Origin of the sequence: Flavobacterium sangjuense, assembly GCF_004797125.1 — a bacterium.
In the GTDB taxonomy this organism is placed as follows: domain Bacteria; phylum Bacteroidota; class Bacteroidia; order Flavobacteriales; family Flavobacteriaceae; genus Flavobacterium; species Flavobacterium sangjuense.
In genome coordinates this window covers 2,694,907-2,713,683 of record NZ_CP038810.1, presented here as the reverse complement: position 1 = coordinate 2,713,683, position 18,777 = coordinate 2,694,907, and the positions used below count along the sequence as shown (strand labels likewise).

Here is an 18,777-nt window from a genome sequence, read left to right as displayed (position 1 = left end):
AGATATTTATATTATGCAGATTTGTTTAAAATAACTAAACTATACTTTTATTTACATAAGATAGCCTAGGATTCAGGAATTGAATAATTCATTCGATAATTCTTGTGAAGTTCTTTGTGCCCTATAGCAGTTCCATCATCAATTTTATAAAATTAATCTACTTACTTTTCAACATTGCTTACTGTCAGCTTGTTATAAAATCCTTTCAGACAGACACTATTAGAGAGAGAAATAAAGAATTCCAAGTGCCTAGAATTTGTTTATAATAAACCTAAATTTGCTGAATAATTTGCTAAATGTTTCTTTAATTTAGAAAAGTGTAGTGGCATTAAAATAATATAAAAAATACTTGTGAAACAGAAACTCAAAAGTCTTCTTACTTATTTCATTAATGAATTTAGCCCAACTGAAAAGAAGATATCAGTGCAAAACCTGAGCCTTTTTTTCTCTATTTTATTAGCTAGTTTTATATTAAAAAAAAGACGGACTACATCTTTAGAAGAGTTTAGAACATTTTCGGAATATTACACTGCATTTAGCCCAGAACTTGAAATTATAAAGAAACGTTTTCCTGACTTAGTTGTTGCATTACATGTAACGGAATCCCATATAAATCCTGAATTATTCCGCACTATTATAGAAAAATTAAAATTTGTGTTTGATGATGAAGACGATGATTTTGATAACATTATTTCCTGGGCGTACCAATTTTTGAAAAAAGATTTAGAGAAAGCTGCCTTCAGTAAGATTGGGAAAGACAATGTCAAAATTCAAAATTCAGATTTATTATATACTACCCAGTTTTTTACTGATAACTATATGGTTAAGTATTTGGTAAATGAATGCTTGTCTGATTTTAACCATACGAATATTGATAGTATTGTGATAATTGATCCTGCATCGGGAGGAGGAAATTTTCTAAATTATTCGTTTGAATGTTTATTTAGGATTTATAAAAAGAAATTCCCTAATTGGTCTGACACCGAAATTGTTGACTGTATCCTTACTAATGCCATTATTGGATATGATTTAGATAGTAACCTTTCTAAAATTGCTTCATTGTCTTTGTTTGTGAAAGCCTGCGGCTATGCTATTCCTAGTGCAACAACTTCAATTAAAATATATGGTGGTATTCCTGATGATACTTTAGGTTTTTTAAATCCGGATGTTACCTCCAATACAATTCATAAATCAACATTTAAATCTCAATTATCTAAGATTAAAAAGGAGGAAAAAACAAAGGTATTTGTCACTAATCCACCATTTATGGGTAAAAGAGATATGGATACCGCGTTGAAGTCTTATTTAATCAAAAACTATCCTGAAAGCAGGGGTGATTTGTGTGTTTCATTTATTCAAAGAGCGATACAGCTTATGAATGAGAATGATGTTTTAGGGCTAGTTGCACAAAATAGTTGGATGTATTTATCGTCACTTAAGGAATTTAGAAAGTTATTTTTAGCTAAACAAACCCTTAAAGAATGTATTGATTTAGGGACTAATGCCTTTGAAGATATCAATGGCGAAAAAACCAATGTTGCCTTATGCGTTATAGGAAATTCTGAAATAAAGACTTCACGATTTTATAATTTGAAGTATAGAAATATTTCTGAAAAAAAGTACTCCATATTGCAAAAAAATATTTCACCTGAATTAACGTTTGAACTGAATCAAAACCAGTTTTTAAAAAACAGCCATCTTGAATTTAATTATCAATTGGAGCATCGTTTTGAAAATATTGAAGGACTCCCACTTTATTCAGCGTTTGGAAAGCCAATGCAGGGAACCTCAACCGGAAACAACTCAGAATTTGTAAAATATGCATGGGAAGTAAATGGAAGCCCGGACTGGAAATTAGTCAGCAAAGGCGGTGGATTCAGCAAATGGGCGGGTCTTAATTATTACAAGGTGCACTGGGGAGAGAACGCGGAAATAATAAAAGCCAACAAAGGAAGTGCCTTAAGAAATATTGACAAAATACCATCCACTCAACTTGTGTACAGTGATACAGGTACCTTGGGATTAAATGTGAGAATCCTTATAGAGAATCAAGTTTTTATTGCTTCAGGCCCAGGTATTCAAGTATTAAATGGGGATAAGTATGCGCACCTTGCTTTTTTGAATTCGAGGGTAGCAACTTTTCTTTTAAAACTAATCAATCCTAAATTTACAATTAGTGCCGGTTATATTTCTAAAATCCCAGTTGCAACTAATATTTTGGATTCAAAATTCATTGCTAAGATTAGTAAAGAATGTCTGGAATTAAAGGAAAAGTATCTGAAGAATAAATTACCGAACTTTGAGTTTCAACATTATGATTATTTGAGTATCAAAAATATAGCATCCCATATTGAAAATTTAATTATTGCGGATATGGAAAGTGACTATAAGCGCTTGTTTCTTGAATCTAAAATTGAAAAGGAAATTAGAAAGCACTACAATTTTAATGCGACTGAATTGAAGGAATTGCAAAGTGTTGTTGGAGAGTCTCCTTTTTTTAATACTAAAAAATCTTTTAAATGTACTGCTGAAGCAATGGATTTACTCATTTCTGCCAGTATTGACTGGAACTGCCTTTCGACCAGCAGGGCGATAAACGGTTATTCTGTTGGAAGCGAAAGTATTTTTGAAGATTTATCGTATAAGCTTAATGTTAATCCAAAAGCTTTATTTGAATTTATTACCTTAAACATTTCCCAATTTAAAAATACCAAGGATAAATATTTCAATGATCTGCTTCATAAAATAATCCTGAATGAGATAGGGGTAAAGAAAATATCGATTTATAAGTTTGATATTATCATGTTATCAAATTTGATCGCATTATTACAGTCTAAATATGCTTTTTTGAGGGATTATGATAATTTGAGTGAACGAGTTATCTGGATTCTTCAAATACATCATAAAAGCAGTTTCTTCAATAAACCCTTAGTTTCTTATTGTAATGACTCATTAACTGTAGGACAGGCTCACCATGGATAAGGCATTAGTAATATATTCGAACGTTTTAAAAGCCTATCTTTCAAACTGTTTTGCCAATAAGGAGAATGTTAATCCTATTGAACTTAACAAAGAACGGTTTAAGGTGAAGGCGCTTTTTACTGCTGCTCTATTTTTCCTGAAAAACCAGATAGAAAACGAAGACTTAAACATTGTTTTTGCGACAAATGCTTATTTAAAGAAGACATTTGCTGAAGAAAATTTATTTTCTCAATTAATTGCAGATGCCAATGAGGAACTGATTACGATTATTAATGATCATTTACACCAATTAGCAGCTGATGAAGCCATTGATATTCCCACTTTTTACGAAACGCTTTTAGGAGTTGAATCGAGTAATGAAAGTAGTGGTGCCGCTATTTCAAACACCAAAAACTATCGAAATAAGTTAGGCAGTTATTATACCCCGGCAAAACTTGCAGATTCTATTACTAAAAAAACTATTGATACTTTCTTTCAATTAAATTTTGGTATTAAAAAATTGTCTGCCGAAAAAAAAATCTGCAGTGAAATAATTGAGGAAATGTATTCTATTACCTATTCTGATTTCTCCTGCGGTGGGGGTAACTTTCTGATTTCAGTAATTGATTATTTTGAGACCTTATTTTTAAAATGTAGGGTAGATGAAACTATAAAAAAGGATTTACTAAAAACAATTGCTTTAAATCTTTCGGCTTTTGATGTAGATTGCCTTGCTTTAGAGGTGGCTAAATTAAACCTCCTTTTAAAGATTAAGGAGCCCTCATTATATCCATTATTAAACGAAAAATTTATTCATGCTAATTTTTTGATTACTAGTGATTTTGATTTTAATGCAAAAGAAAAACTTGACATTTTTGCTAGTGGGTTTATTTACCATAGACAGCTGGGTTTAAATAAAAACAAGATTAAAAAGTATGATGTTATTTTAGGGAATCCGCCATGGGAAAAGATACGGTTTGAGGAAAAAAAGTTTTACGCCTTATATCAAAAGTCAATTTCGGACAACCACTTTAAATCGAGCCGGACTGAAGAAATTACTCAAAGTGAATTAAGTAATTCCGATTTAGCATCATTTGCAATGCAATTTAAATTAGAAATTGAAGCTGCAAAATCAACTTTAAAGAAAAATTCTTTTTTCAATTTGTCCAATAAAGGTGAGCTGAATACTTATGCCTTATTTACTGATGCAGCCTTAAAATTGAAGACTGACAGAGGAGTTGTGGGTTTGGTCTTGAAAAGTGCAATAGTTACCAGTCAGGTGAACCAAACTCTTTTTAAATTCCTAACGAAAGAGAAGTTAACTGTTGCTATTTATGATTTTATTAATCGTAAAAAGATTTTTGCTATTGACAGCAGGGAAAGGTTTTGTTTCCTGCTTTTAGGATTGACCCATAGTGAATTGTTTCAAGTCTCGATGAACCTGACTTCAATAGAAGAAATAGAGCAACCAACATCTGAAATAGCAATGTCTTATGAAAGCTTGAAGTTGCTGAATCCTTTTACCGGGATGCTACCGAACTTTTCAAACAAAATGGAGGCCAATTTTTTATTAAGGATTTCGTGTGATTTTCCGTTTTTTAAAAATGTTTATCAAAATGTTAGATTTGGTCGAATTGTGCATTTAACAAGCCATGCTGAATTTATTGTAAAGAAGAGTGGGGAAGATACTATTCCGGTATATGAAGGGAAATTTTTCAACCAGTTTGACGGAAAGTATTCCGGCTTTAATGGTATGGATGACGTATTGAAATATGGAAGTAAATCATCTTCGGTGTTGCTTGATGATTTAAAGAAAAATAATGCGGATTATATTCCTGAATCCAGATTTTTTATAAATGCAGCAAAGTGGGCACAGCTCTCTAAAAACCATAACGAAAAATTTATGCTGGCGTGGAGGAGTTTAACTTCTGCCACTAATACCAGAACCTGTGTTGCCACTGTATTACCCTTTATCCCTGCGTCACAATCAGTTCAATTTTTGACCACTGATCAGAATGATTTATTGTATATGGCAGGACTTTTTAATTCGGTAGTGTTTGACTTTATCCTGAAGAAAAAACTAAGTGGGATAGATTTAACCCAGTCCGTAATTAATCAAATGCCCGTACCTGATATTGAGCAAAATAATAATACAATAATTTTTAATGGGAATGAAGCTACTATTAAAGAACATATTTCGTTATTGGTGTTTTCACTTTTGCAAGATGACAGTCGTCTTTCGTCTTTGGCAGAAAATTTAGAGTTAACAGCAGCATTTCCTTTTTCAAATAGAACTGAAACCGTTAGAAACATTGATTTATTATTTATGCTACTTTATAGGTTGAATAACCAAGAAGTTGCAATGGTTCTTTCTGAATTCAGCAAACAATATGTGGAAGATGATTTAGTATGGTTTCAGCAGCAATTAAATGCATTACGCAATGTACCCGAAGGCGTATGGGCTGGCTCCATTTCTTGCCCAAACTGAGGACAGGTCTTTTAATTTATCAACTTCAGTATCTTCCAAAACCTCTAATTTATATCTTGTTGGACTGATTCTGGTAAATAGAAGTATTTTATTTTGGAAGGCCCCAGGAACCGTTCCATCGGGTCTTGTTATATCATTGAATCTTTTACCGGCAGCGGTTTCCCCATAGAAGTTTAAACGCCAAGAACCGTTATCAGCCGTGTAATGCACTTGATTTTCGAGATATAATTCTCCAGCATATTCAACTTCGATTTGTAGTGGTTGATCATCTGTAGCCGGGTTAATTCCGAAAAATGATACACTACCATTTATATATGTTTTATTTGCAAGTATTCCTCTTTTTGAAAGACCAAGGATGTTTCTAGCGGGACTTGTCATTAAGCCAGATTGAATCCACATGGAATCTGTGGTAAGTTCGATAGCCTGATCCACTATTACCACTTCATTAGTTCCTGCTACTGTAATAAATTCTTTTTGAACTGCAGCTTTTCTAAATCCTTTTGGTGGTCTTTTTACACTTAGTTTTCCGAATAAATCAGTCAATCTTTTATTGGCAGCTGTATCTTTTGGGGCATACTCCTTATTTATCCTATTGGCCTTTGCCCGATTTACTGCCTCCGGCAAAACCACTTTACTCTCAATAAGTACATCCAGAACGGGCTGAGTTAAAAGTTTACAACTGTTATTGGTATTGTTTACAATTGAATCGAATTGGGTCGTAATTCCATTTAAAAAAGCTGTGCCTTCTGCATTGCCATTATCAAAGTCATAACAAATTGAAGCTTCGACATTCTGAAAAAGGCCACTTGCCGTAAGGTTGGAAGAACCTACAATTGCCCTGCATACCTGCGCGCCGTTAAAAACATAAATTTTAGGATGATAAATAATACTATTTGGCGAGTAAATTACATAGGTTTCAATACCGCTTGCAATTAAGGCCTCCAGTGCCTCCCTTGATGTAGCGTTTAAGTTGACACCAACATATAACCTAATTGCTCCTCCAGCAGCCTGAAAAGCCTGCAATTCATCCATTATATTTCGAAGACCACTAGTACTTACAAAAGCAACGAAAATGTCAACTGACTGGTAGTTGTTGCATTGTAATGATTCAATAATTAGGTTCCCGGCGTTAATATTACTTCCTGGGTCTAAGCCCTGCGCTATGAAACGTACTGCCATTTGTAAATATTTAAAAAAATCAGAAAAATATTTATAATCCTACCAACTTAAAGAACTCTGAGAGTTTTAAGTTTTTAGCCTCGCAAACTTTTTGAATAGTATCAAGACTAATTTTGTAATCGGGATCATTTTTGATTCGACGGACAGTTTTTTCGTCAAGATTATGATCTACTGCAAAGGAACTCTGTGAACTAGCTGTGCTAATCCATTCATTTTTAATAAAATCTACAATTTTACGATTTGAACTATCCATCTAACAAAGTAAATCCCTACAGAGTAAATATTTCGGATTACAATCCGAACTTACAAGTATGTGTTATCTAACTCTATGAAGGTTTATGATATACTAACTCCATTGAGGTCATTTATAAGGAGCTTTAGACATTCGAGTACTTTAAAAGTCATTATTTTAATCTTTTTCAACTATTTCTATTGGTGAAACGCTTTTCAAAATGAATTCTTTATTAGCCAAATTAAACCCAAAACCAGATTTCCAAATACCTTTGTAAGACCATATTTTGGAGTTAATCAGGGATTATAACCTTTAATAACATCCTGTAGATATCTTCTAGCTGTTGGGTTTCAAAACAACAGCTTGTCGTAAATCCGTTCATCAAAAATAAACAACATCAGGTAGCCATTGCATGGAACCTTAATCTTTTAGAATCGTCCATGCCTGATGTTTACATTATTTGGAATCATACAGAACAAAACATAATTATAATTGAAATGAATAGCCAAGTTTCTTGACAAAAAGTGATAATATAGTATTTTTCTGAATTCCAGAACTTTTATGCCCGGATAGACACCAATTGATAATATCGGTGTACCGATTAAAATTTCATGCCATTTCATATAGTGATATTTATTGAGGTTCAAAATATGTTATGCTTTAATTATGTTCTCTGCAAATTGGGAATTTTTGTTTGCTTTTTGGAATGATTATGTAGATTGCAGATGGTCGCTAGCGAATCAAATATTATGATATGATTTCTGAGACTTCCATAAATCTACAAAATGGATTAGCAAGTTTTATTTGTTCTGGTGATTTGCAATCAGGTTCAAAAATTCTAGGACTTCCTACCATTATAAAAACTGCTCTTGCTCTTGATACAGCTACATTGAATCTATTTGGGCTATAGAGAAACTCCATTCCCCGTGGTGCATCTTCGGGTGTTGAACTTGCTAAACTATAAATAATTACTGGAGCTTCTTGTCCTTGAAATTTATCAACTGTTCCAATTTCAACAGTTGGTATTCTTTTTTGCAATTCAAATACGTTACTATTGTAAGGCGTTATGATTTTAATATCCGTATTTTGTAAAATATGTTTGTTGTTTTTTTCATCATACCAATAAACATCACCTTTAGTAAGTTCATGAATTATTTTTGCAATCTCATCGATTTCTTCCAATGACAAATTGGTGTTACCTTCATGAATAACAGATTTATAAAATAATCCAGAACCTTGAAATTGTGTGTTTCCTTCAATTCTTTGATTTTCTAACCCTTCAATAGCATGTAATCTTGACTCATAAAACATTTCAGAATCAAAAGAGCAAACAGACGGATGCATTCTCCATGTTTTTTCTAAAAAGACACCTTTTTCTTCTGAAATTGTTTTTTTGCCTTCAAGTAAATGTTCCAATGCAGAAACATCTGTACCTTCAGGATGAACTCCTTTTATAGGTTGTTTCAATTGTTGATGATCTCCTAGTAAAACAATATTTTTTGCGGCATGTGATACAACGACAGTTTCTATTAAAGCATATTGCCCAGCTTCATCTATAAAAAGATAATCTAGCGATTCTTGAAAACTTTCATTACAAAACATAAAACTAGTACCAGCAATGAGGTTGTAATCTTTCATACTTAAAATGACATCAGCAGTATTTTTGGCAATATCCCATGAAAACTCTTCATTGTTTGTTGCAGAATCCTTATATAATATTTTTATAGCAAATCCATTTTTATCTGCAACATCTTTGACTTTACTTAATAGATTAATTATTACTTTATGACTTAATGCAGTTACACCAATTTTTTTTCCACTTTTTATGAGTTCATAAATCATATGACTAGCAGTATAACTTTTACCAGTTCCAGGAGGCCCTTGTATGGGTAGATAACTAAAATCTAATTTTGTTGACCACTCAATACTTTTATCTAATAAATCAGCATTTTTATTCAAAGGTTCTGTAGTTCGAGGTAAATTATTTAATAATAAATCTCGTGTTGCTTTGTATGAATTAGAATCACTTTCAAAACCATTAACTACTATCCACTCTGCAAATCGAATCAAGTTTTCGACTTTATCCTTTGTTATAAATTTTTCATGTTTTATTAACGAGAATGGATGATTATCTTTGACTTTTGGCCCTTTTTTTATTCGTACAGTATTATTTTTTTCGTCTAATTCGAATATTTCACCTACACTATTTCCATTTTCGTCTCTGATATCTGTTCCTATTTTTAATTCACATTCTTGATTAGGAAAAAAATAGGTATCTATAATACTTCTTTTATAATCTTCGCGATTACCAGTATAACTCAAATAGGTTAGAGCTGTTTTTTCATCTAATAATTCATCCGGCTCCAATTCCATAATTCTAAAAAACTCCCACCAAAACGATTTTTCCTCTCTTCTATACCAATCAAGCATATTGGCAAGGATATATCTTGCTTGTTGTTCTTTGTTTCGTTCATTAACATCAAGTGGAATGTGTTGCATTAATGCATCATACATGGGTGTAATTCGTTCTAAATGAGCATTAACACTATCTGGTACTTCAACTGTATTTTCAATTGGTCTTTCTATTACATTACCACTAGTAACTAATAATTCTCTTTCTTTTTCAAGCCACAAATGCAAGTTTAAAGTAGAATAACAATCATCTTGGTTGTAAAGTTGAATAGCAGCTTTCATTTCATCAGTTATTAGTTCAAACTTTTTACTCTCAAGTAGAAATTCAAAATCTGCTTTAAATTTGGAAAGTGAGCGTAAATCCATTTCTCTAATAAAACCATGGTATTTTTCTAAATCCTTTAGCGAATAGCGTTCAACACCAGCTCTTATAGATTGTTTTAATACCCTATGTAAGTCCACAAAACTTTTAGTTCGGAGTAAAACATCTATTTCATTTTCCTTTATAGCATATTTACCCATCATTCTTTTTAATGCAATCGTTTCATAAGGAGCAAAATGATAAATATGTAACAAAGGGAATTCTTTTCTTTTTTCAAATACAAAATCAATAAACTGCTCCAAAGCATTCTTTTCTTCCTCCATACTCATTACCCAAATGCAATAATATTTCTCTTGAAATACCCATCCAAATAAATACTCTAATCCTGACGGTTCTACTAATGGATCACCTTCAAAATCTAAATAGATATCGCCAGCATTTTGTTCAGGCAAATTATAAAATCCAGTGTTTTCTTTGAGTTCTAATATTTCATATGTTGGCTTTTGTATGGTTCTAGTTTCATTTTGCACCCTTGCTTGTTCTCTTAGTTTGGTAAATGTTTCTTTTGAACCTTTTGTAGGTTTAAATGGAATAGGCAAAGGTATTTTCGACATAGCATCTAATGTAGTTATTCCATGTTGCTTAACTTCTTTTATTTGTGAAGTTCCCATACCAGCAATAAAACTCAAATGGTCATCTTGTCGTCTAATACTATTACAATGCTCCCACCAATTACAAATATCACAATGCGAACATGGTTCAGGATATGTAGAAATAGGTGTTACAATTGCAGCATCTAATCTCTTTTTTATTAATCTCAAATAGGAAATATAATCATTTACACGATAAATTATCTCACCTTCAGGAGTTCTCACATACATATTTTCAGGTAAAACACCTTGGATTTCTTCTATGATTTCCGAATAAAGAGCTATTTGTAATATGGTACCAGCTCTCGTATGACTAGATAATTTGGTATCAATTACTTCATACGACCAATTTCCTAAATTACTAGGATGTTTTACTTTCACTAGAAAATCTGCCCATCCTTGCCACTTATCGTTATTCAATCTTGCTTGATAGATATAATCTACACCTTGAATCATCGCATCGATTGTTTTTTGTTTCGCGTCAGGATCGTCTTGCAATATTTTAATTATAGAAAATCCCTGCGATTCTAAAGTTTTTAAAAATGAATTTTCAAATTCAATACCTCTTTCTCTCAAAACATCCAAAACCCTATTATTGTTAATAGGCTTCTCTTTTAAACCTTGTAAAACATCATAATTAAGATTAGTTAAATGCTTACAATGGATATGATTTGATAAATCTGATGCTGAAAAAACGATTTGACTGTTAGACTTTCTCATATTATTTATATTTACTAAACAAGATATGAGAAAAGTCAATAATTCCGATAAACCATAAGAGACAATCGGTTAACGGCATTTATATTCGATAAAGTGTACTTTCTTTTAATTTTAATGTTCAATAAAACTAGTAACTTTAGGTCCTCTAGGTCTCAAATAATTCCCTCCATCTTCATCATCATTCCCATCTTTTATTTTGGTAACTGCTACACAAATACATATTTTTTCTAAAGGAATATTGTTTTCAGGATTTAAAGCACTAAAAATCATTTTCTGCTTTAAACCATCATATACTAAACCTATATGATTATTATTATAGTTCTTTCTATTATCATCTAGCTCTAAAACAAAATTATGTTCTTCAATAAATGTATTGTCTTTCTCATATAAAGAAACAATCATCTTAACCTTTTCAGGGCTTTCTTTTGCAGGAATGAAATGCAAAAAAGAATAGGTGTCGTTTTTAACTAAAGGATCAAAACAAAATCCGCACCCTCTAGCAGCGTAAGCGGTAAAAGTCAGCATAATAAACGTATTGATTATATTAAATTACAATGATTGTTATAAATTACCATTCGTAACTCAAAGTTAATTCAAATCTTAAAGGTAATAAATCATTAGCTAAATATATAGTAGTTGGAAATCCATTTGCTTGAACATATGGATAAAAAGCAATAACTCCCATTGTATCATTCGCCGATGGAATTGTATCAGCGCCATCATAATCTAATAATTCGATATAATGTGGTGTTGTAACTTGTGTTATTTCAATTGGGATTGTCAGAGTAAAGTCAAAGAAATTTGTTCCATTACTAAGAACATCTGGATAATACGTTGGTGCATTCCAAATTGCTATTGGAGTTCCTGAATTATCTCGAGAAACTATCAATGAAATATCTGGTGAGCCACTTGATACATCCCATGCACTTCCTCCGCTGTCTGTATTAGGAAACATTGATATCCTTATTTTACTGACTTTAATTTTAGTTGGCGTTATTCGAGTAGAACAATCATTTCCAGAATAACCAGGAAGACAATCACATCCACAATTAGTGTTTGAAATTCCACCATTTAAACAAGTAATTGGTACACAGGAAGAACTAGAGTCAGAAGAACAACTTAAAACTGCAGCAATCATAATCAGCATTACAACTGATTTTAAAATAAATGTTTTCATAAGATTGGTTTATCACCCCGTCCCAAGAGTTTTTAGAAGATTGTTAAACCAAAAGCGTGGAACAAACTCATTATCCAACTCCGCTGGTACCGGCAAGCACCTGAAATATAGATAAGAGAAGCCCACGCCGTGCGAGAGCATCTGCTTAATAATCTATATTTCTTCTGAAGTTTTGCCGGTTTCGCGGAGAAAGATTATTAGCTTACGCTATTGATATGATTATATTCTTTTTATTTCATCTTTTATATTAAAATTTCAATTCAAATATATTACTTTTTCAATGCAAAAACTATGCTATCAATTGATTCGTTCAAAATACAATTGTCTGGCAATTAAATTTCAAATATTTATAATCAAATAACAAACGTATGTCAAACTCATTAACGCAAATTTATCCGTATAAATTTGGCTTCTTATTGAAAACAAAAGCTTATTTTTCTTTGCTTCGTTGTTGGTTCAAGTAATTTAAGCAAAACGCTACAGCTCCAATTCCAATAAATAAAACAAGTACAAAACTTAAATTTTTAAGTTTATTGTTGCTCTCTATCAATGCCTGTCTTTGAATGTCAGGTGTAACTATTTCTATGGTTCTAATATCTATCATTTCGTATTATTTTAATTTGTGGATTATCTATTGTGCTAACAATTATGAATTCATAAATACAGGGATGTTTTTTTCCTTCCCACATTTCAAAGTGTGAAGTCATATTGAAATCGTATCCTCTTCCGCGAAGAAACTCTTCATGAACTGTGATTTCTTTCTTATTATTAATTAACTCAAGCAATATAGCCTGATTCTTATGCAATGGTTTATCAACAAAAGCTCTCTTAAGCCTTGTTTGAGCGGCTTTTTGGTTGTTCCATATTATTCTATTCTGTGGAGTAGCGAAACGCTGTGAAATCTTTTTTGGAATAAATTCTTCTCCTGTTAGCGGATCTTTTCGGGTATCTTTTTTCATAACTCAACCATATTAGCAATTAGAATTTTTTCTATGGTTTTAATCTCATATAAAAAGATATCACCAAGTTTTGTATATGGTAATACGCCAGTTTCACGATATTTAATAATGGTATTACTGGAGAGCCCAAAAATCTTTTTCAGATCTTGGTTTCGATAATATTTTCCTTGAGTTGGTTTTATTGCTTGCTTACTAACTGCAATATCAATATTGTCAAGCCTGGTATAAATAGGCTCAATTAGCTTTTTAATACTCCCAATAGTGGGAATTATAAATTCGTCTCTTTCTGCATTCATATCTTATTATTTAGAAATGAACTGCGAAGATTATTTAAAAGATTTGGATAGCAAATTTTTTGAAGCGAATTGAGAGCGAATTCTTTGGTTCACTTTTTTTGCGTTCTATTATCTTTTTTTTGATTGTAATATTTTGATAAAATCGTCAATCGTCTGATTAAATTCATTGTCGTTGTATAGTTTAAACTCCGATATCTCTTTATTTATATTGGTAATAGGTTTCTGTTTTAAGTTTAAGGATTTATATGTGAAGTTATTTTCAATAAATTTTTGAATGCGAATTTTATCCATTTTTTCATCAGAAGAATCTATAAAAATGATTTTATCATAGATCAAAAAACTAAAAAACTTTGCGGCTTCAACTTTACTTAAATTAATATTACATTTTACTGTTTCCATCATTGGCAGGGATTCATTTGTATCAAGAATGGTAAAATCAATTTTTTCAAAATTATAAAAGTAATGCTCTACCTTGTCAAGTAAGTTGAATAGTATCTCCTGATAACAATAAATGCAATTTAACAGCTTGAGATTTTCAAATTGTAACCTACTAGGAGTTTTGCCTTCCTTTTGAAATCTTTCAAACAATTTTAATATAGAGTCAAACAGCATTGTTAAATCATCGTTTCTTTTTTGAAACTCTTTATGAGCTTTTTCATCAGATTTCAAATTTTGAAAAAACTCATAAGTAAATAAATCTGAAGTATTTTCGGGGACTGAAGAGCTATATCTTACTTTCAAATTCGATTTAGAGAGATTATCAAAGTCATCATAATAAACATCTGATAAAAAGTTGAGGGACACCCTCATCTTTAAACGAACTTCCGAAAGTAGAACTTTATTATCCAGACCATTTTTCAATTGCCTGTATAATAAATTCTCTAACTTATTAGCTTTTATTTGAATGTCTTTCTCAAAATTTGATGAAGTCCAAAGCCCTTGGAATTTATATCGTATTTCGTTTTCATTAAAGTAAACAGTAAGGTCAAGAAAGTCTTCTAAGCCTTCTTGAAATTCTCTCAAGTAATTTACCATAAAATCAATTGTTTTTAATTAGGTTAAAAATAATGAATAATAACACTAGAAGTATACTGTAACTGAATTTATTAAAATACAATGATTGTAATAAAATACAATCATTGTATTTTAATAAATTGTCATTTAAATTTTTCCATCAATTTATGCATGTCTTGCATAACGCTTGAGTCTAAAACCTTTGCATAATGCTGCGTTTGTTTGATGTTAGTATGTCCCATCATTGCAGAAACATTTTCAATTTTAATTCCGTTTCCTAAAGTAACCGTGGTGGCAAAAGTATGTCTAGCAACATACCATGTCAGGTTCTTTTCTATGCCACACAAATCTGCAATTTCCTTTAAATAGGCATTCATTTTTTGGTTCGAAAGTTTAGGAATTAAGCCAACTTCTGAGTCTTTATATTTATCAATAATTTTTTGAGCTGGAGGTAAAACTGGCACATTTGCTCTTACACCAGTTTTTACTCTATCCGTCTTTATCCAAAACATTCCGTTGTTATCTTGTATTAGATTGGATAACTTTAAACTACAAGCGTCGATTGGTGCATAGCCAGTGTAGCAGCTAAATAAAAATATGTTCTTTACATTTTCTAAACGAATTGAACTGAATGTTTTGGATTCAATTAGATTCAGTTCGTCAGTGGTTAAAAAAGTGGCATCTCTTACTTTTAGTTTCCCTTCATATTTAACGAATGGATTTTTATCAATTAAATTAATCTTTATTCCAAAGTTGATCATGGTCTTGAAGTTTGTAAAGTATTTAACAACAGAATTATTTTTGATTCCAATTATACCTTTAAACTCGCTTTCATATTTGAGATAAGACTCTAGGTTATGAATAAAGGCACCATTAACTTCATCAAATTCAAAGTTTTCTTTACCATAAGTTTTCTTGATGAAATTTTTCATCAGGTCTGATGATCGTTTGTACTTTTGTAAAGACGCAGCAGCTCGCTCGTCATTGTTTACCTTTCTTGCAAAATCAGTGTTGTGCTTTTCAAAAATGTCCAATATCAATATTGATTTCCGGCTTTTGATCTTACCAGATATTTCATCCTTTAACAGCGACAAATCAACATTGGGGTCAATTTCATAAATCTCATTGAATTTTTTGTTAAGATTTAAGGAAAATAATTCAAGGCTCTTTTTAAGCACTTTTTCTTGTTCCAGTTTCAGAACGTTTCGTAGTTTGTTGGTGAACATCCATCTTTCCGGTGAAATATCCTTTCCCGTACTTAAAGTTGTTTTTTGGTTACCCAGGGTAACTTTGGCATAAATCGGAGCTTCTCCGTTTGCTTTAACCTTGTCGGTTTTGATGTAAAAGAAAACTTTTAGCATAACACATAATTTAAATTAAACAAATAGATTAAAAAATGCTTAATTCAAAGTGATTTCGGAGCGAATTCGGAGCGAATTCGCTCCTTTCCGCCGATTTAGTTACCCTATTTTTTTCAAAAATCATAGGGGTACCTATAGGGTAACCGTGCTATGATATTTAATGTGTGTTTTGACACATTGACCAAAATTGAAAAACCCTTTAAACACTGATGTCTAAAGGGTTTTGAGCTTTTATGTTTCTTTTGAAACATACTCTAAGCGGAGAAAGAGGGATTCGAACCCCCGGACCTGTTACAGTCAACAGTTTTCAAGACTGCCGCAATCGACCACTCTGCCATTTCTCCAATAAGTCGGGCACCAATTTCTCAATGCGGTTGCAAATATAATAACCTTTTGCTGATTGCAAAAAGAATTTGGCTAAAAAATAAACTTATTTTTTCTTTCAACTGCTATTTTGCTATTGCTCTGTTAATTAGGCCATGCAATAGTCTTTAGATTTCCTTTGCCCCGGATTACTTCGTCCGTTCGCTTCGCTTAGTTAGTGCAAAGCTTCTCGATTAGCTTCGCTCAGTTCGGCTGACGCCTCGGGTCAATTTTTACTCCACTGCATTGCGTAAAAATCACTCGAAGTGACGGCGTATGAGGGTTCGTCAGTTCGAGTGTTTTTGGTTCCGTAGTATGGTAATGAAAGGAAATCGCCCTTACCAAAAATATATCGAGAACCGTTGTTTATACTAATGCTTCTCGATACTATTTTATAAACTAAGAACTGTCGTTCATAGTTTATAAAATCACTCGAAGTGACGGCGTATGAGGGTTCGTCAGTTCGAGTGTTTTTGGTTCCGTAGTATGGTAATGAAAGGAAATCGCCCTTACCAAAAATTTATCGAGAACCCTCGTTTCAACTAAAATCCTTCTTCGCTAAATTAACTAAAACATCAAATTCTCCATTTATCAATGCCTCTTTCTTTGCTTTAGACCACTTTTTAATTTGTTTTTCTTTTTCAAATGCCAGATTAATATCGGTAAACTCGCAATAAAAGACCAATTGGAGTGGTCTTCTTTTAAATGTATAGCAATCTGGGAAGTAGCCAGAGTTATGTTGAAACATGCGTTGTGTTAGCTTACTCGTCACACCTGTATAATAGGTGTTATCTGAACATTTTAGAATATAGACATAGGATTGCTTCATTAAGTAAAAGTAAGAAATAATTTATTTATTAAAGCTTCTCGATACAATTTTACAAACCAAAAACTAGCGTTTTTATTTTGTAAAATCACTCGAAGTGACGGCGTATGAGGGATCGTCAGTTCGAGTGTTTTTGGTTGCGTAGTATGGTAATGAAAGGAAATCGCCCTTACCAAAAATGTATCGAGAACCCTGTTTATACTAATGCTTCTCGATACTATTTTATAAACTAAGAACTGTCGTTCATAGTTTATAAAATCACTCGAAGTGACGGCGTAAAAGGGTTCGTCAGTTCGAGTGTTTTTGGTTGCGTAGTATGGTAATGAAAGCAAATCGTCCTTACCAAAAATGTATCGAGAACCGTTTTTTATACTAATACTTCTAGATACAATTTTTACTTCATTGCATTGCGTAAAAATCACTCGAAGTGACGGCGTATAGAAGAACCCTCGCAATACCCCACAAAAAAAGGTCACCCTCTCGGACAACCTTCTTCAACAAATACAACTTACAACTAAGCGGTCAACGCAGCTTTCTTCTCCTCAATAGCGGCTATAAAAGCATCCACTTCTTCAATTTCCTGTTCTACTCTTGCCAGATCCATTTCTTTTTCCAGCAAGGCTACGGTGCCGTAACTCTCTTTACGGTTTTCTAATAAGAACTTTTTGTATTCCAATCTTGTTTTCTTGTTGATGGCCTCGTCTTTTGACGGCCCTTCAGGCAATACGGCAATAATGGTTTCTGTTGCGGCCAGCTCGGCCAATACCCCCTGTAAGATGGCATCCAACTCCTGAGAAGTCTCTGCAAATCTAACAGTTAAACGCTCATCGGAGAGTTTTTTGAAATTCAAATCTGATTTCTCTCTCGCTGCCCAGGTTAATAGCGCATTACAATCGCTTACCTGTGTCAAATTGTGTACTGAATAGTTCATAATACATTTTTTTAAATTAATTCTATTCGCAGAAAGCCAAACCGCATGCCGAAATCTTACAAAATTATACATTTAGCAAAATTTTAACACTTTAAGTGTAGTATTTTCATTTGTAGTTTATGCCTTACCGCTAGTGTTTTCAGTAGCTAACCGTATTTTTCGGATTTCGGCATCCAATAGCATTTTTTCCAGTTGCAGCATTTCGAGTTTTAATTTTAGTTTGAAAAGCAAATCCAAACCTTGTGTCTTTAGGATTTGCGAGGCTTTATAGGCTATAGAGCGCAAAATGGCTCCGTCTGTAGTTTCTTTTTTATCCTCCCGAAGTGAGAGGAATTCCACCAGCTGCAATGCTTTTAGTTTGCTGGTATACTTGGTTTCAACGCTAGTAATTTTGCGTTCGGTTGCCATTTGTTGGTATTCATTCTCTTTTAGCATCTTTTGCACCGCCTTTTCTTTTTGAGCCTGTTGAGCCGCCATATGAACTGTAGATTTTTCTTCAGTCGTCGGACCGCAGCTGTACTGAATCATCTCGGCAAGCAGCTGCTTTGCAGTCAGCGGTATGTCACGGGAACCCGCTTCATACTTGGCGAATCGACTTCGGTCAACCTTCAGGATTAGAGCCAGCTCGTCCTGAGTAAGCCCTAACAGGCTGCTTAAAGATTGCGATTTTTTCACGACACTAAGGGTTAGTTTTTCTACATATTTAAAATTTAACTTGTCACAAAATTTTTGTAAGAAAAAATTATGCCACATTTTTTGTCACAAATATTTTTTTATTGAAAATTTTGTGACAACTTTCTTTTTAATTCTGAAATCATGACCTTTAACTTTAATGAATTTTTTATTTTAGTAAAGTGTTAAAATTCCCCACTGGTGGGGATGGTGA

At 32.6% G+C, this 18,777-nt stretch carries 15 protein-coding genes and 1 tRNA gene; 2 read left to right on the top strand and 14 right to left on the bottom strand.

Going from position 1 to position 18,777, the window contains the following annotated elements; translation table 11 throughout:
* Positions 1-351: 351 nt before the first annotated feature.
* Together GS03_RS11805 and GS03_RS11800 are read left to right on the top strand one after the other, a co-directional pair.
* The gene (locus GS03_RS11805; RefSeq protein WP_136152747.1) at positions 352-2,982 is read left to right on the top strand and encodes an Eco57I restriction-modification methylase domain-containing protein; all 2,631 of its coding nucleotides are present in this window, start codon (positions 352-354) and stop codon (positions 2,980-2,982) included.
* Complete coding sequence (locus GS03_RS11800; protein WP_136152746.1) at positions 2,975-5,449, top strand: Eco57I restriction-modification methylase domain-containing protein; 2,475 nt, start codon at positions 2,975-2,977, stop codon at positions 5,447-5,449. Before GS03_RS11805 ends, GS03_RS11800 begins: the two co-directional genes overlap by 8 nt.
* Here the strand turns inward: GS03_RS11800 and GS03_RS11795 are convergent.
* The 14 genes from GS03_RS11795 to GS03_RS11735 form a co-directional block, all read right to left on the bottom strand.
* Positions 5,396-6,628, bottom strand: coding sequence for a phospholipase D-like domain-containing protein (locus GS03_RS11795; RefSeq protein ID WP_136152745.1), 1,233 nt, complete (start codon positions 6,626-6,628; stop codon positions 5,396-5,398). The two genes, GS03_RS11800 and GS03_RS11795, sit on opposite strands and share 54 nt — an antisense overlap.
* Before the next feature lie 31 nt (positions 6,629-6,659).
* Positions 6,660-6,881: a helix-turn-helix domain-containing protein gene (locus tag GS03_RS13460; RefSeq protein ID WP_136152744.1), complete on the bottom strand. Its 222-nt coding sequence runs from the start codon at positions 6,879-6,881 to the stop codon at positions 6,660-6,662.
* A gap of 726 nt (positions 6,882-7,607) precedes the next feature.
* The gene (locus GS03_RS11785; protein ID WP_136152743.1) at positions 7,608-10,964 is read right to left on the bottom strand and encodes a TM0106 family RecB-like putative nuclease; all 3,357 of its coding nucleotides are present in this window, start codon (positions 10,962-10,964) and stop codon (positions 7,608-7,610) included.
* A gap of 111 nt (positions 10,965-11,075) precedes the next feature.
* The gene (locus tag GS03_RS11780; RefSeq protein WP_136152742.1) at positions 11,076-11,489 is read right to left on the bottom strand and encodes a hypothetical protein; all 414 of its coding nucleotides are present in this window, start codon (positions 11,487-11,489) and stop codon (positions 11,076-11,078) included.
* A gap of 43 nt (positions 11,490-11,532) precedes the next feature.
* Positions 11,533-12,111, bottom strand: a complete 579-nt coding sequence (locus GS03_RS11775) for a calcium-binding EGF-like domain-containing protein (RefSeq protein WP_136152741.1) — start codon at positions 12,109-12,111, stop codon at positions 11,533-11,535.
* Between the two features lie 460 nt (positions 12,112-12,571).
* A complete protein-coding gene (locus GS03_RS13365) occupies positions 12,572-12,745 on the bottom strand; it encodes a hypothetical protein (protein ID WP_168710302.1) in 174 nt (57 codons plus the stop codon).
* Complete coding sequence (locus GS03_RS11770) at positions 12,732-13,100, bottom strand: hypothetical protein (protein ID WP_136152740.1); 369 nt, start codon at positions 13,098-13,100, stop codon at positions 12,732-12,734. Before GS03_RS11770 ends, GS03_RS13365 begins: the two co-directional genes overlap by 14 nt.
* Positions 13,097-13,396, bottom strand: a complete 300-nt coding sequence (locus GS03_RS11765; protein WP_136152739.1) for a helix-turn-helix domain-containing protein — start codon at positions 13,394-13,396, stop codon at positions 13,097-13,099. Before GS03_RS11765 ends, GS03_RS11770 begins: the two co-directional genes overlap by 4 nt.
* Before the next feature lie 108 nt (positions 13,397-13,504).
* Positions 13,505-14,431, bottom strand: coding sequence for a hypothetical protein (locus tag GS03_RS11760; RefSeq protein WP_136152738.1), 927 nt, complete (start codon positions 14,429-14,431; stop codon positions 13,505-13,507).
* Between the two features lie 122 nt (positions 14,432-14,553).
* Positions 14,554-15,771, bottom strand: a complete 1,218-nt coding sequence (locus GS03_RS11755; RefSeq protein ID WP_136152737.1) for a site-specific integrase — start codon at positions 15,769-15,771, stop codon at positions 14,554-14,556.
* A 259-nt stretch (positions 15,772-16,030) separates the two neighbouring features.
* Positions 16,031-16,115, bottom strand: a tRNA-Ser gene (locus GS03_RS11750).
* Between the two features lie 557 nt (positions 16,116-16,672).
* On the bottom strand, positions 16,673-16,963 hold the full coding sequence (locus GS03_RS11745; protein ID WP_136152736.1) for a GIY-YIG nuclease family protein: 291 nt from the start codon (positions 16,961-16,963) through the stop codon (positions 16,673-16,675).
* Between the two features lie 511 nt (positions 16,964-17,474).
* Positions 17,475-17,891 carry a hypothetical protein gene (locus GS03_RS11740; RefSeq protein ID WP_136152735.1) on the bottom strand — a complete coding sequence of 139 codons (417 nt, stop codon included), beginning with the start codon at positions 17,889-17,891 and terminating at the stop codon, positions 17,475-17,477.
* A 117-nt stretch (positions 17,892-18,008) separates the two neighbouring features.
* Complete coding sequence (locus GS03_RS11735; protein ID WP_136152734.1) at positions 18,009-18,644, bottom strand: hypothetical protein; 636 nt, start codon at positions 18,642-18,644, stop codon at positions 18,009-18,011.
* Between the last annotated feature and the right edge of the window lie 133 nt (positions 18,645-18,777).